The 13,235-nt window shown below is 56.9% G+C and carries 12 protein-coding genes; 7 read left to right on the top strand and 5 right to left on the bottom strand.

Annotation, left to right across the window (positions count from 1 at the left end; translation table 11 throughout):
• Positions 1 to 130: 130 nt before the first annotated feature.
• A complete protein-coding gene (locus AV656_RS10730) occupies positions 131 to 1,297 on the bottom strand; it encodes an MFS transporter (protein ID WP_063181804.1) in 1,167 nt (388 codons plus the stop codon).
• A 92-nt stretch (positions 1,298 to 1,389) separates the two neighbouring features.
• Here AV656_RS10730 and AV656_RS10725 point away from each other — a divergent pair, with 92 nt between their 5' ends.
• Entirely contained in the window at positions 1,390 to 1,569 is a 180-nt protein-coding gene (locus tag AV656_RS10725) for a hypothetical protein (protein ID WP_063181802.1), read from the top strand.
• On the opposite strand, the gene AV656_RS10720 is transcribed toward AV656_RS10725, so the two are convergent.
• The 3 genes from AV656_RS10720 to AV656_RS10710 form a co-directional block, all read right to left on the bottom strand.
• On the bottom strand, positions 1,558 to 3,969 hold the full coding sequence (locus AV656_RS10720) for a heavy metal translocating P-type ATPase (RefSeq protein WP_063181800.1): 2,412 nt from the start codon (positions 3,967 to 3,969) through the stop codon (positions 1,558 to 1,560). The two genes, AV656_RS10725 and AV656_RS10720, sit on opposite strands and share 12 nt — an antisense overlap.
• A gap of 75 nt (positions 3,970 to 4,044) precedes the next feature.
• On the bottom strand, positions 4,045 to 4,254 hold the full coding sequence (gene copZ, locus AV656_RS10715; protein ID WP_063181798.1) for a copper chaperone CopZ: 210 nt from the start codon (positions 4,252 to 4,254) through the stop codon (positions 4,045 to 4,047).
• A gap of 14 nt (positions 4,255 to 4,268) precedes the next feature.
• Positions 4,269 to 4,577 carry a metal-sensitive transcriptional regulator gene (locus AV656_RS10710; RefSeq protein WP_063182973.1) on the bottom strand — a complete coding sequence of 103 codons (309 nt, stop codon included), beginning with the start codon at positions 4,575 to 4,577 and terminating at the stop codon, positions 4,269 to 4,271.
• A gap of 261 nt (positions 4,578 to 4,838) precedes the next feature.
• On the opposite strand from AV656_RS10710, the gene AV656_RS16505 reads away from it, so the two are divergent.
• Positions 4,839 to 4,976, top strand: coding sequence for an Lmo0850 family protein (locus tag AV656_RS16505; RefSeq protein WP_008301280.1), 138 nt, complete (start codon positions 4,839 to 4,841; stop codon positions 4,974 to 4,976).
• 48 nt (positions 4,977 to 5,024) lie between these two features.
• Here AV656_RS16505 and AV656_RS10705 read toward each other — a convergent pair whose 3' ends face one another.
• Positions 5,025 to 6,209: an FtsW/RodA/SpoVE family cell cycle protein gene (locus AV656_RS10705; RefSeq protein ID WP_063181796.1), complete on the bottom strand. Its 1,185-nt coding sequence runs from the start codon at positions 6,207 to 6,209 to the stop codon at positions 5,025 to 5,027.
• A gap of 224 nt (positions 6,210 to 6,433) precedes the next feature.
• Here AV656_RS10705 and AV656_RS10700 point away from each other — a divergent pair, with 224 nt between their 5' ends.
• The 5 genes from AV656_RS10700 (at position 6,434) to AV656_RS10680 (ending at position 13,176) form a co-directional block, all read left to right on the top strand.
• Entirely contained in the window at positions 6,434 to 7,516 is a 1,083-nt protein-coding gene (locus AV656_RS10700; RefSeq protein ID WP_063181789.1) for a D-alanine--D-alanine ligase, read from the top strand.
• A 13-nt stretch (positions 7,517 to 7,529) separates the two neighbouring features.
• Positions 7,530 to 8,906 carry a UDP-N-acetylmuramoyl-tripeptide--D-alanyl-D-alanine ligase gene (locus tag AV656_RS10695; protein WP_063181787.1) on the top strand — a complete coding sequence of 459 codons (1,377 nt, stop codon included), beginning with the start codon at positions 7,530 to 7,532 and terminating at the stop codon, positions 8,904 to 8,906.
• A 508-nt stretch (positions 8,907 to 9,414) separates the two neighbouring features.
• Complete coding sequence (locus tag AV656_RS10690) at positions 9,415 to 10,881, top strand: DEAD/DEAH box helicase (RefSeq protein WP_063181785.1); 1,467 nt, start codon at positions 9,415 to 9,417, stop codon at positions 10,879 to 10,881.
• Positions 10,882 to 11,156: 275 nt separating this feature from the next.
• Positions 11,157 to 11,636 (top strand): PH domain-containing protein, encoded by a 480-nt coding sequence (locus tag AV656_RS10685; RefSeq protein WP_063181783.1) that lies wholly within the window; start codon positions 11,157 to 11,159, stop codon positions 11,634 to 11,636.
• Positions 11,629 to 13,176, top strand: coding sequence for a PH domain-containing protein (locus AV656_RS10680; protein WP_197462247.1), 1,548 nt, complete (start codon positions 11,629 to 11,631; stop codon positions 13,174 to 13,176). The genes AV656_RS10685 and AV656_RS10680 overlap by 8 nt, the downstream gene beginning before the upstream one ends.
• Positions 13,177 to 13,235: the final 59 nt, after the last annotated feature.

Below are 13,235 nucleotides of genomic sequence, written 5' to 3'. Positions count from 1 at the left end.
CAGCGAGAGTCCAAGCAGGGACAGCGAAAGTCCGAGCGCCGACAACGAGAGTCCAACAAGCCGGCGCAAACCATCCGTCATCCGGTCAAGAAAAGCCGCTCCGGAAAAAATCCGGAGCGGCTTTTGATATTCATACAGCAGTTTCTCGCAATGACTTCCCTGATTTTCGGAAAAGGATGATCAACACCACCGAGAACACGGCAAGTGCGGAGGAAATCCAGTAAACGCCGTCAGGCATCTGTGAAAACAGCCAAGCGAAAAGCAGCGGCCCCGCGATGCGACCCACGTTGTCCATCGAGTAGCTCATGCCGGCTGCGGTTCCGTAGCGGCCGCCGGATTCCTTCGTGGTGAGCGACACGAGGACTGTGCGGGCGAGGGCGTTTCCGGCCGTGAATACGCAGAGGGAGAGACCCGCCCAGAACAGGCTGCCCGTGAACACCATGAGGGCAAGCCCTGCTGCGGTCAGGATTTGGGCGATCATGATGACCTTCGTCTCCATGCCGTCCTTGACCCGGCGGACGACGCCTCCCTGGATGGCCGCGTCGACCAGCCCGCTAAAGAGGAACAGGTAACCGATCTGCTTCGGGGTAATCTCAATCTTGTGTATCTGGAACAGCTGGAACGTTGCTTCGATGCCGGCCAGGAGGAACGTCACCATGAACGACATGAGGAACAGGTAACGGACGCGGTATCCCCACAGCCGTCCGCCACCTTCCGGAACAATCGCCCGCTTTTTCGCTTCGCCCTTGCGTTCCGGCTCCTTCAGGACAACCATGGCGTAAACGAGCAGGATCAGGACGAGCGTGCCCGACGCGGTGAACGGAAGCGACAGGCGGATGTCGCCAAGAATCCCGCCGATCGCCGGGCCGAAGATGAAGCCCAGCCCGATTGACATGCCGAGAAGGCCCATGTATTGGTTCCGGTTTTCCTCATCGGTCAGATCGGCGACAAAGCCCGTAACCGCCGTGTACAGGGCACCGGAGAACAGCCCGCCGATCACTCGCGACAGGTACATCATCGCAAGAGAATCAGTGAACGCCGCGAATAGGAAAAAGCTCAGGCTAAAGCCTGCCAGTCCGATTGCGATCAGCTTTTTGCGGCCGGTCCGGTCGGAATACGCGCCCCAGAGCGGCGCGGTAAAGAAGGAAGCCACCGCATAGACGGTCAGCAGCCCGCCGACATGCAGCTCGTCGAAGCCCTGCGCCACGACCACCTCAGGCAGCACCGGGATGATGATGCCGAATCCGAGATAGACAAAAAACTGGACCGACATGAGTAGGAGGATGGATTTTTTCATAAGGAAGACCTGCTTTCAGGAAAACATGTGTTGCGTCCATTCTACTCCGAGAAGCGGGGGAGTGCCAAATAGCGGCGGAATCGGCGCACTGATTGGCGAAAGTGACGAATGGCCTTTCGAAAGTGACGAAAGGGTCGCCGAAAGTGACGAATCAGGTGCTGAAAGTGACGAATACAGATGGGAAGAGTGTTGCAATGGGCGATGCCCCTGGGGACATGAAAAAGCCGCTCTCCAAACCGGGGAGCGGCTTTTCATTTCAATCAATCCCTTAACTTCACGCGCTGCAGCCTGAGTGCGTTCAGGACGACCGATACCGAACTGAACGCCATCGCGGCGCCGGCGACCCAAGGGGCGAGGAAGCCGGCGGCGGCGATCGGAATGCCCACAGAGTTATAGGCAAGAGCCCAGAACAGGTTTTGCTTGATGTTGCGCACGGTGAGCCGGCTCATATGAAGCGTATCGGAGACCCGTTTCAGATCACCGTGCATGAGGGTCACGTCCGCCGCTTCCATCGCGACCGCGGTGCCGGTGCCCATCGCCATGCCGATGTCGGCGGTGGCGAGTGCCGGCGCGTCGTTGATGCCGTCACCGACCATGGCGACTTTGCGGCCTTCTTCCTGCAGCTCCTTGACGACAGCCGCTTTCTTCTCGGGAAGGACACCGGCAATGACATTATTGATGCCGGCAATGCGGGCAATTGCTTCCGCGGTCCGTGGCTGATCGCCGGTCAGCATAATGACGTCAATGCCTGCTTCCTTGAGCTCGCGTACAGCTTCTGCAGATGTTTCTTTCAGCGTGTCGGCAACTGCGATGACGGCGGCATGCCGTCCGTCTGCTGCCATGAACATGACGGTTTTTCCTTCGTCCTCAAGCGCTTCAACATCGGCAATCGCAGGGTCAATCGGAACGCCCCGGTCTTCCAGCAGCTTCCGGTTGCCGAGAAGGATGTCGCGATCACCGACCCTGACCTGAATCCCGTGACCCGGAATCGCGGAAAAGCCGGATGACGCAGGCAGTGTGGATGCCCGCTCTTCACCAAATGCCGTGATGGCGGCGGCCACCGGGTGTTCCGATTCCTTCTCGGCGGCGGCAGCTGCAACGATCAGTCCGTCATGGTCCAGTCCGTCCGCTGCAAGAAAGTCTGTGACTTCAGGCTTGCCTTTTGTCACGGTGCCTGTTTTGTCGAGGACGACGGTGTCGATATGTTTTGTCCCTTCAATGGCTTCCGCCGTCTTGAACAAAATGCCCTGCTCGGCGGAGCGGCCGGAACCGGCCATGATTGAGGTCGGAGTGGCGAGCCCCAGCGCACATGGGCAGGCAATGACGAGGACGGCGATCATGCTTTCAAGCGACTGGGCGAAGTTGCCCGGATCTGCGATCAGGTACCAGACGAGGAACGTGACAGCGGCGATGCCGACAACGATCGGGACGAAAATCCCCGAAATCCGGTCTGCCAGCCGCTGGATCGGCGCTTTCGAGCCTTGCGCTTCTTCCACTGTACGGATGATCGAAGCCAGCACCGTATCCTTGCCGACGCTGACGGCTTTTGCGCGGAGCGAGCCGTTGCCGTTCACCGTCGCGGCGAACAGCGTGTCTCCCTCCGACTTGTCGACGGGCAGGCTTTCGCCCGTCAGCATCGATTCGTTGAAGGAAGAGCTGCCTGACAGGACCCTGGCATCGACCGGGATTGACTCACCGGGCCGGATGACGAGAACGTCGCCCTCTACGACATCCGCCACCGGAACTTTTTCCATCCTGCCGTCCCGTTCAACAGTCGCCGTCTGAGGCTGCAGGCCCATCAGTTTCTGGATTGCGTCCGAAGAACGGCCTTTTGCCCGTGCCTCGAACACCTTGCCGAGAAGAATCAGCGTAATCAGGACGGCGCTGGTTTCAAAGTAAAGCCCCGGCATGTGGCCGCTCCCGGCGTGGGACAAAACAAGGTACACACTGTAGAAGTACGCAGCAGAAGTACCGAGTGCGACAAGCACGTCCATGTTGGCACTGCCGCTCCGGAGCGAATGATAGGCACCCTTATAGAACGTCCAGCCGATCCAGAACTGGACCGGTGTTGCGAGAGCCCACTGCACATACGGATTCATCAGAATGTTCGGCACGTACATCCACTCGGTAAACGAGAAGTGGGCGACCATCGTCCATAGCAGCGGGAGGGAAAGGGCCGCCGAGATGAGGAACAACCTCGTTTTCTTGCGGATCTCTTCCTTCCGGTGGTCCGGGGCGTCCCCGTCCTCCTGCTTAAGTCGGGCATTGTAGCCGATTTTTCGGATCCGTTCGATGATCGCTTCCGGATCAAGCTGCGCAGGATCGTAAGTGACGTGTCCGGTCTCGAGCGCCAGGTTGACGTTTGCCTGGGAGACGCCGGGCATTTTGCCGACCACTTTTTCAATCCGGGCCGAGCAGGCCGCACAAGTCATGCCCATGATTTCAAGCTCAGCATCCTGTTTGGCCACATCGTAGCCCAGGTTGCGGATTTTCTCTTCGATGGCGGGGATGTCCGTTCTGCTGCTGTCGTATTCCACAGTCGCCTTCTCGGTCGCAAAGTTGACCGATGCGGACGCCACACCTTCCATCCGGCCCAAGCCTTTCTCGACCCGGTTCGCACAGGCGGCGCACGTCATGCCGGTGATGGCAAGTTCGCGCTTGTCATGATTCATGGCGGTTCCTCCTTTCATAGGGTAGGGGGGTATAAAAATATCACGGGAAAAGCTGCGGTTCCCCGCAGCCGGCCATCATTTTACATCGTAGCCCTGTTCCTCGATCGCATCCTTGATCTGCTGGTCGTTTACGAGATCCTCGTTATAGTCGACTTCAACAGTGCCTGCTTCAAGGTTGACCTTCACGGCATCTGCGCCGTTCAGGCCGCGGACCGCATTTTCAACAGAGTTCACACAGTGGTTGCAGCTCATGCCTTCCACCTGCAGTACGAGATTGGTTGCCATTATGAATCTCCTCCTTATTTCCTCATCAATTTTTGGATGGTGACGGTGAGTTCATCAAGAACCTCATCGTCGCCTTCAAGCAGCCGGTCGCGGACGCACCCTTTCAGGTGTCCATCAAGCAAGATCCGGGCCACGCTGTTGAGTGCGGACTGGGTCGCTGCCAGCTGGGTGATGACATCGTCGCAGTACACATCCCGCTCGATCATCCCCCGGATGCCGCGCACCTGGCCCTCGATGCGGTTCAGCCGGGTGGCCAGATTCTTCTTTACCTCGGGTGTCTGGTGGCTTTTCCGGCAGGACTCTTCATGAACCGGATTTTCCATTGGCTCCGTCGTCAATGGGCACCGCCTCCTTTGCTGCTTAAAGTATACCATCATGGGGTATGCAATCAAACAAATACGCCTCGTTTTTTTCAGAATAAAACATTTACGGCAGGGCAACAATTGTAACATTATTGAAAGATTTGACCTGCTGACCCGGTGGTATAGTTAGGATGTGTATATAGAACGTTCGGTATCATCCATTTTTACGCAACTTTGCCCCCGGTTGCCGCGTCATAGTGAAGGAAGGAAGAGGTGGAACGGATGGCCCAGAAAAAGGACGTCAAGACGATCGCAGAGCGAATTACAGCATTAGGCATTCCCGTGACGCTGACAAAGTCGCGCCTCGATTTGCTGAAAGCCCTTGCGCCGCCCTCTGGCTCCCAGGCACCCACGACCTAAGCTTCAAAAAAGCTCCCGCCTCAGCAATGGAGGCGGGAGCTTTTTGTGTTAATCTTCCGGATCAGCCGAGAACATGTAAGTCCGGTGGTGGAACTTCATGCTGAAGACGAGTCCAAGTGCGAGCATGTTGCCCATGATGGAACTTCCGCCGTAGCTGATGAGCGGAAGCGGGATCCCGGTAATCGGCAGAAGCTGAATCGTCATGCCGACGTTCTGGAACACATGGAATGTGATCATGGCGATGATGCCGGTGCATACATACGTCGAGAACGGATCCTTCAGCTGGAGCGTCGTCTTGGTCAGGTGGTAGATCAGGACGAAATACAGGCTGATGACCAGGCTGGCGCCGATAAAGCCCCAGTCCTCACCGATCACCGAGAAGATAAAGTCGGTATGGGCTTCCGGCACATAGACTTCCCGGCCCTGAAACCCTTTGCCGCCAATCATGCCTGAGCCGATTGCATTCAGTGATGTAATCAGGTGGCGGCCCTCATCGGACGGGTAAGCGTACGGGTCCAGCCAGGAATAGATTCTTGCGAACTGGTACGCGCTGAAGCCGAATGTCTTCACGAGGAAGTCCTGCATATAGACGGCCATCCAGATCAGCAGTGTGCCGAATGCGGCGACTCCCGCAAAGAGGGGGACGATGATTTTCCAGCTGATCCCGGAGACGAGGATCAGCGCCGCAGTAATTGCGATAAAGACGAGAGCCGTCCCGAGGTCAGGCTGCTCCAGGATGAAGAACAGCGGGACGGCCAGGAGCGCTGTGATCTTGCCGAGAAGCAGCAGATCGGTCTGTCTCGTGCGGTTCATGTGCTTCTCATTGTGCATCGTGATGAGGCGCGCCGCGCCGATGATATAGAAGGTCTTCATGAACTCTGCAGGCTGGATGCTGCCGAGCCCCGGCAGGTGGAACCAGCTTTTCGCGTTGTTTCTTCGTGCTACGAGATCCATCCCTTCAGGAAGGATAAAGAGCAGGAATAAGAGGAATACCCCGCCCCCGTAGATGATCCAGGCGGCTTTCTTGTACTGCTCCGGATCGAAATACATCATCACGGCGATGATGACAGCCCCGACAACATACCACTGGATTTGGGAAGGGACAAAATTGATATTATATTGGCCGGTCGTCTGCGCGGATGCGATGGCGACGGCGCTGACGATGAGGAACAGCAGCAGGATAAACGCCAGCGTCCAGTCAAAGCGGTCTGACGCCCGATTATTTAGTTTCATGTTGATCACCCGGTCGTTTCAAAGATTCACAGAATGGTTTCGGCAATACGCTCCATTATAACGCATAAAGGTTCAGAATGTCTGTCTGACTTCCGTCATTAAAGGACGCCCCGGGTTGGAAAATGTTTCATCAGGCCGGAAGCGACAGTTTTTTCCCCAGGCTTCTGTAACGGGATGGCTCCCGCGTGCTACACTGATAGTATCCGAGACATGGAGGTTTAACCATGAAAAATCGTATCTTTCTTTTATACGGCGGCAAGTCCGCGGAACATGAAGTGTCACTTTCCACCGCACGTGCCGTCACCCATGCACTTGATTTTGACCGCTATGAGGTCACGCCGGTATTTATCACACCGGAGGGCGAATGGCGCCCCGGGCCGCTGCTTGAAGGGCCGGCCGAACACGTCACCGACCTGATGATCGGTGAAAGCGGCACGAATGCGCCGGCACGGCTCACGTCAGGCATTGCCGCACTTGCCGCAGAGACGCCGGACGCGCCCCCTGTCGTCATCCCGCTCCTTCACGGGCCGAACGGGGAAGACGGAACGGTACAGGGCCTCCTTGAAGTGCTGGATATCCCGTATGTCGGAAACGGGGTGCTCGCCTCGGCTGCCGGCATGGACAAAGTCATCATGAAGCAGCTGTTTGCACAGGCGGGGCTGAACCAGGTGCCGTACGTCCACTTTATCCGAAGCGAATGGAACAAAAACCGGGATGGCATCCTGACCGAGTCGGAGGCTCGGCTCGGCTGGCCGGTGTTCGTCAAGCCGGCGAACCTCGGCTCGAGTGTCGGCATCTCGAAAGCGGCCGATCGCGAGAGCCTGATTGCGGCGATTGAGGAAGCGCTGCGGTATGACCGCAAAGTGATTATCGAACAGGGCGTCGATGCCCGCGAAATTGAAATGGCCCTTCTCGGAAACGATGAGCCGAAATGCTCGGTCGTGGGCGAGATCAGCTCCGCATCCGACTTCTATGATTATGAATCCAAGTACATGGATGGGAACACGATGCTGACCATTCCGGCGGACGTGCCGGAAGAAGCGGCCGAAGAGATGGAACGCGCTGCAAAAGCGGCGTTCAAGGTGCTCGACTGTTCGGGGCTGGTGCGTGCAGACTTCTTCCTGACAAAGGAAGGCGACGTGCTCATCAATGAAGTGAACACAATGCCGGGCTTCACGCCGACCAGCATGTTCCCGCTTCTTTGGCAGAACACCGGCATGACCTATCCGGAACTGCTTGAAGAACTGATCCGTCTGGCGCTCGAGCGCTATCAGGAAAAACAGTCATTGAATACGAACAGAGATTGAGGGAATCTTTCTTATGAAACGAACACTGAATGAAATTGCAGACTGGCTCGGCCTGCCGCATGTTGAAAAAGGCAGCACTGACGTGACGGGCGTGTCGATTGACACCCGGACTATGAAAAAAGGCGACCTGTTCATCCCGTTCAAGGGGGAACAGGCGGACGGCCACCGGTTTGTGCAGCAGGCATTCGACAAGGGCGCTGCGGCCACCCTATGGCAAAATGGGGTTCCGGGTGCACCGGAAGACCGTGCGGTACTTTTCGTGGAAGACCCGGAAAAGGCGCTCCAGCAGATGGCGCGCCGCTACCGTGATGAGCTGGATGCCGTCATCATCGGCATCACCGGTTCGAACGGCAAGACATCGACGAAGGATCTGGTCGCGGGAACGCTATCGCCGTACTTCCGAGTGCGCAAGACGGAAGGGAACTATAACAATCAGCTCGGCCTACCGCTTACGATCCTTTCACTTCCGGAGAACACCGAGTACGCTGTGCTCGAAATGGGGATGAGCGGATTCGGGGAAATCTCTTTCCTTTCGGAGCTCGCACGGCCTAAGTATGCCGTCATCACAAACATCGGAGAGGCCCATATGCAGGACCTCGGATCCCGTGAAGGCATCGCGGAGGCCAAATCCGAAATCACGGACGGCCTCCTGCCGGGCGGGAAATTGTTCTACGACGGCGACGAGCCGCTGCTCGACCCGCATGTGGAGAAATTGCCGGAAGGTGCGGCGGTGCCATTCGGGGAAGGGGAGACGTGCAGTCTCCACCTCCTGTCGGTCGAACCGTCTGAACAGGGAAGCCTGTTCCGGACAAAAGGTTTGGCTGAGGGAGCATTCACGATTCCTGTCCTCGGCGCGCATCAGGCGAAAAACGCGCTTGCCGCCATTTTGATCGGACAGGAAGCGGGGCTCACTGATGAACAGATCCGGGAAGCGCTGAAGTCGGTCGAACTGACCGGCATGCGCATGCAGACGGTGGAAGGTCCTGATGGATCGCTTTTCATCAATGACGCCTACAACGCGGCGCCGACATCTGTGCGCGCTGCACTCGGATTTGTCAGAAGCTCAACATTGCGAAATGAAAAGTGGGTTGTCCTCGGTGACATGCTGGAGCTGGGTGCGCTGGAAGTCCCGGCGCATGAAGGGCTGGCCGAAGAACTGGATCCGGCCGACTTTGACGGTGTCTGCCTGTACGGACCGAGGATGGAGCATCTGTTCCGGAAGCTTGAAGGGAAATTCCCTGCGGACCGGCTTGTGTGGAGCGGGGAAGATCTGGTTCCGATCAACGAAAAACTCAAAAGCCGGCTCGGCAACGCTCCGCTGATCCTGCTGAAAGGTTCGCGCGGAATGGCACTGGAACGTATCATCGCGGAATTGTCGGACACATTATAAACAGGGTCGATTTTGCATGTGCATACTAGAGTCTGTGCGCTAATTTTTCCGGATTTGTTGCTGCTATTCCGATTTCTGTGCTGTAAGACCGAAACCCGGGTTTTTAAGTCCGAATACAGCACCGTAAGTCCAATTTTGGCGCTGTAAATGCGGAACGGGGAAGCCGGTTCCGTTTGTAATCCCGAAAGTCCGTAATGAACCCGCGGGCACTTGCCCGCGCCGGTTTCATTGCAAGAAGAGCCGTGCCATGGTATACTGCTAACTATTGGATACATTTGAACGGGAACTCTTCGCGTTTTTGAGGAAGAGTTGTTTTTTTTGAAACGGTTCGGTTGAAGGGCGTGTTCCTCTCCGGTCGGACCGCCCGGCAGCAACCGGAACTTTTCGAGCGCACTGCCTTGCCGCGGAATGGCGGGCAACACTGAAAAACTCCGAAACGGCACGGCATGCCGGACTTCATTTGAAAATGGATCCAATGATCACATGAAGGATAAGGAGATTGACACATTTGACAAAGTTTTCTGATCTGAACATCAGTGACTCCACACAGCTTTCACTCGAACGCATGGGGTTTGAAGAGGCGACACCAATCCAGGAAGAGACGATTCCGCTTGCACAGGAAGGCAAGGACGTCATCGGCCAGGCACAGACGGGTACAGGTAAGACAACAGCATTCGGCGTACCGATCATCGAGAAGATCGACACGCAGAATCCGGATATCCAGGCTCTGATCATTGCACCGACCCGCGAACTCGCCATCCAGGTATCCGAAGAAATCTACCGCATCGGCTACGGCAAGCGTGCCCGCATCCTCTCCGTCTACGGCGGACAGGAAATCGGACGCCAGATCCGTGCACTGCGCAACCGTCCGCAGATCGTCGTCGGTACACCGGGACGGATCCTCGACCACATCAAACGCGGCACGATGAAACTTCACGGTGTGGAAACACTCGTCCTCGACGAAGCGGACGAAATGCTGAACATGGGCTTTATCGAGGACATCAACGCGATCCTCGAGAACGTCCCGAGCGAGCGCCAGACGCTCCTCTTCTCCGCAACGATGCCTGGTCCGATCCGCAAAATTGCGGACAATTACATGAAGTCGCCGGCAGAAGTGCGGATCAAGGCAAAGGAAATGACAGTCGAGAACATCGAGCAGTACTTCGTGAAGGCGCAGGAACGCGAGAAGTTCGACGCGCTTACCCGCCTGCTGAACGTACACCCGCCTGAACTCGCCATCATCTTCGGCCGCACGAAGCGCCGTGTGGATGAAGTGGCACAGGCACTCAACCTCCGCGGCTATCTTGCGGAAGGCATTCACGGTGACCTGACACAGGCGAAGCGCCTGTCGGTTCTCCGCCAGTTCAAAGAAGGCAAGATCGATATCCTCGTTGCCACTGACGTCGCAGCCCGCGGGCTTGACATCTCGGGCGTCTCGCACGTCTACAACTTCGATATCCCTCAGGATCCTGAAAGCTACGTCCACCGCATCGGCCGTACCGGCCGTGCAGGCAAGAGCGGCGTTGCCGTCACATTCGTCACACCGCGTGAGATGGGATACCTCCGCACGGTTGAAGAAACAACGAAGAAGCGCATGACCCCTCTTCGCCCGCCATCCGAGGACGAAGCACTGGCAGGCCAGCAGAAGCTTGCCGTCAGCCAGCTCAAGGAACTTGTTGAGAAAAACGAGCTTAATGACTATCGCATCCTTGCAGAAGAAATGCTGCAGGACAACGACGCCATTGACCTCATCGCAGCAGCGATCAAATCGCTCACCCGTGAACCGGATGATACGCCGGTTAAGATCACGGAAGAAAAACCACTTCCGTTCCGCGGTGGAAACCGCGGTGGCGGCCGCAGTGGCAGCGGCGGCTACAAAGGCCGCAGCGGCTCCGGCCGCAGTGGCGGGTACAACCGCGACAGCAGCCGCCGTCGCGACGGACGCCGCCCAGGCGGACGCCCGCGCAACCGATAAGATACGTACAGAACCCGGAAAGCCGACATGGCTTTCCGGGTTTTTTGTCATATATGCGAAAGTGACGATTCGTCTTCCGAAAGTGACGAATGGGGAGCGGAAAGTGACGAATCGCCATCCGAAAGTGACGAATCCGTCTTCGAAAGTGACGAACTGGACGTTGAAACTGACGAACCGCCTCTGCGCAATGCATTCTTCTTTTAATCTTCGAATATGAAACGTTTTCCCGCCGTTTCCGTATACAATAGAAAGAAGTCAAAGAAGGGGTGAACCGGATGAGAAGAGAACCGGCAAACCGCATTTCGGAAAAAGGGCTGACCGTCTGGAGGATCCATGGAATCTTCTATACGCTGATCGTTCTGGCTCCCGCAATTGCGGCAAGCGTACTTGCCTACATATTCGAAGGTCCGATCTGGATTTATATCGTATCTGCCGCGGCAGTCATTCTTGCGGCTTATCTGCTCATTTTCCTGTTTCCGAAGATTCGCTGGCAACGCTGGCGGTATGAAGTTCGGGAGACAGAGATCGAGCTGCAGCACGGCCTGTTCATCGTGAAGCGAACGCTCGTGCCGATGGTTCGGGTTCAGCACGTTGACACGAGCCAGGGCCCGATTCTCCGGAAATACGGCCTCTCGGGCATTACCGTGTCAACGGCTGCGACCAACCACGAGGTCCCGGCGCTCCAGATGGAGGAAGCCGACGAGCTAAGGAGCCGGATCTCCGTGCTCGCGAGGGTGGCGGAAGATGATGTCTGAGAAAAATAGGCTGCACTGGGTCACTGCTGTCATTGAACTACTGAAGACGCTGAAGGAAGCGATCATACCGCTGCTCGTCATCGTTGTGGCGAACGGAATCGGACGGGAACGTTCGGGGAATTTCTGGCTGGATAACCTAACCATCCTGATCTTTGGTGCATTTGTCGTGTTTACTGCGGTTGCCGGCTTCATCAAATGGAAACGGTTTGTCTACTGGTTCGAGGACGGCGAACTCCGCATCGAGCACGGGCTGTTTGTAAAGAAAAAGCGCTATATTCCGTTTGAACGGATCCAGAGTGTCGATTATACGGAAGGGATTTTCCACCGGCCGTTCGGGCTTGTGAAGGTGAAGATCGAGACTGCGGGCAACTCCTCCGTCCTGGAAGGGTCAGAAGCGGACCTGACGGCGGTGACCCGTGCGGAGGCAGACCGGGTGAGCTCGGTCATCTCTGAGGCAAAACGCCGCCGCCGTAACGGTATGCAGGAAGTGCAGGAGGATGGGACAGAAGCGGTCGCCGTAATTCCGGCAGAAGAGCCGGAGGATGAAGCGAAAACCCTTTTCCGGATGGGCCGGAAAGAGATCTTCCTCCTGGCGACGTTCTCCGGAAGGATCGGCATCATCTTCTCCGGGATTGCGATTTTCTTGTCGCAGTTCGCCGACATCCTGCCGTTTGACGTGATCTATGATGAAGTGGTCGCATTTATCCGGTTTGGCGTATTTATGGTTGCCGCGGTGGTCCTTGTCCTGATGCTCGTCGGCTGGGTGCTGTCCGTTGCCTGGACATACCTTGGTTTCTACGGTTTCACGGTGTCGTTTGACGGAGACGATCTGTTCATCTCGAGAGGACTCCTTGAGAAAAAACGGGTCACCGTGCCTCTGAAGCGCATCCAGGCGGTACGCGTAAGCGAAAACCCGTTCCAAAAGCTTTTCGGCTATGTGTCGGTCAAGGTGCACAGCGCAGGAGGCAGTGCCAAAGAAGGGGGCGCCGCCATCGGGCTGTTTCCGCTCGTCAGCAAGCACGAGGTAAACGGCATGCTGGCCGAGCTGTTCCCCGAGATCGAAACCTCTGTGGAACTGAACCCCATACCGGAACGGTCCCGGCCGTTTTACTACCGCCTGCACTTTTTCTGGGTGCTTCCGCTTGTTGCTGCGGCAGGTTATTTCCTGTTCCCGTATGGGCTGTTTGCGATGCTGATCATTCCGGTGATCATCCTTGCGGGGCTCTGGCAGCACCGTTCCGCCGGATGGGCGGTCACCGGCCGTCAGCTTACCGTCCGCTGGCGTGAATTCACCCTGCATACGGTCTATGTGTTCAGAAAGCGCGTCCAGTCGTTGCAGGAACGTCAGACAATCTTCCAAAAGCGGAGAAACGTCGCCACGGTCACCGCGGCCTTCAAGTCGGGTGCCATGCCGAGCGAAGCACCCATCCGCCACATCGATGAGGCGGATGCCGACAGTCTGATGGACTGGTATGATCCGCAAAAACGCTCAAAAGACTCCGTTGCACCAGAAGGAACTCCCGCTCCGCAGGGCGAATAAAACCCATACAGACAGGCCGCCCCTGATCCGGGCGGCCTTTTCTGACAGGAGGGGTCCGG

Source organism: Bhargavaea cecembensis (genome assembly GCF_001619585.1).
GTDB classification, from domain to species: Bacteria; Bacillota; Bacilli; order Bacillales_A; family Planococcaceae; genus Bhargavaea; species Bhargavaea cecembensis_A.
This window is presented reverse-complemented; position numbering and strand designations above follow the sequence as displayed.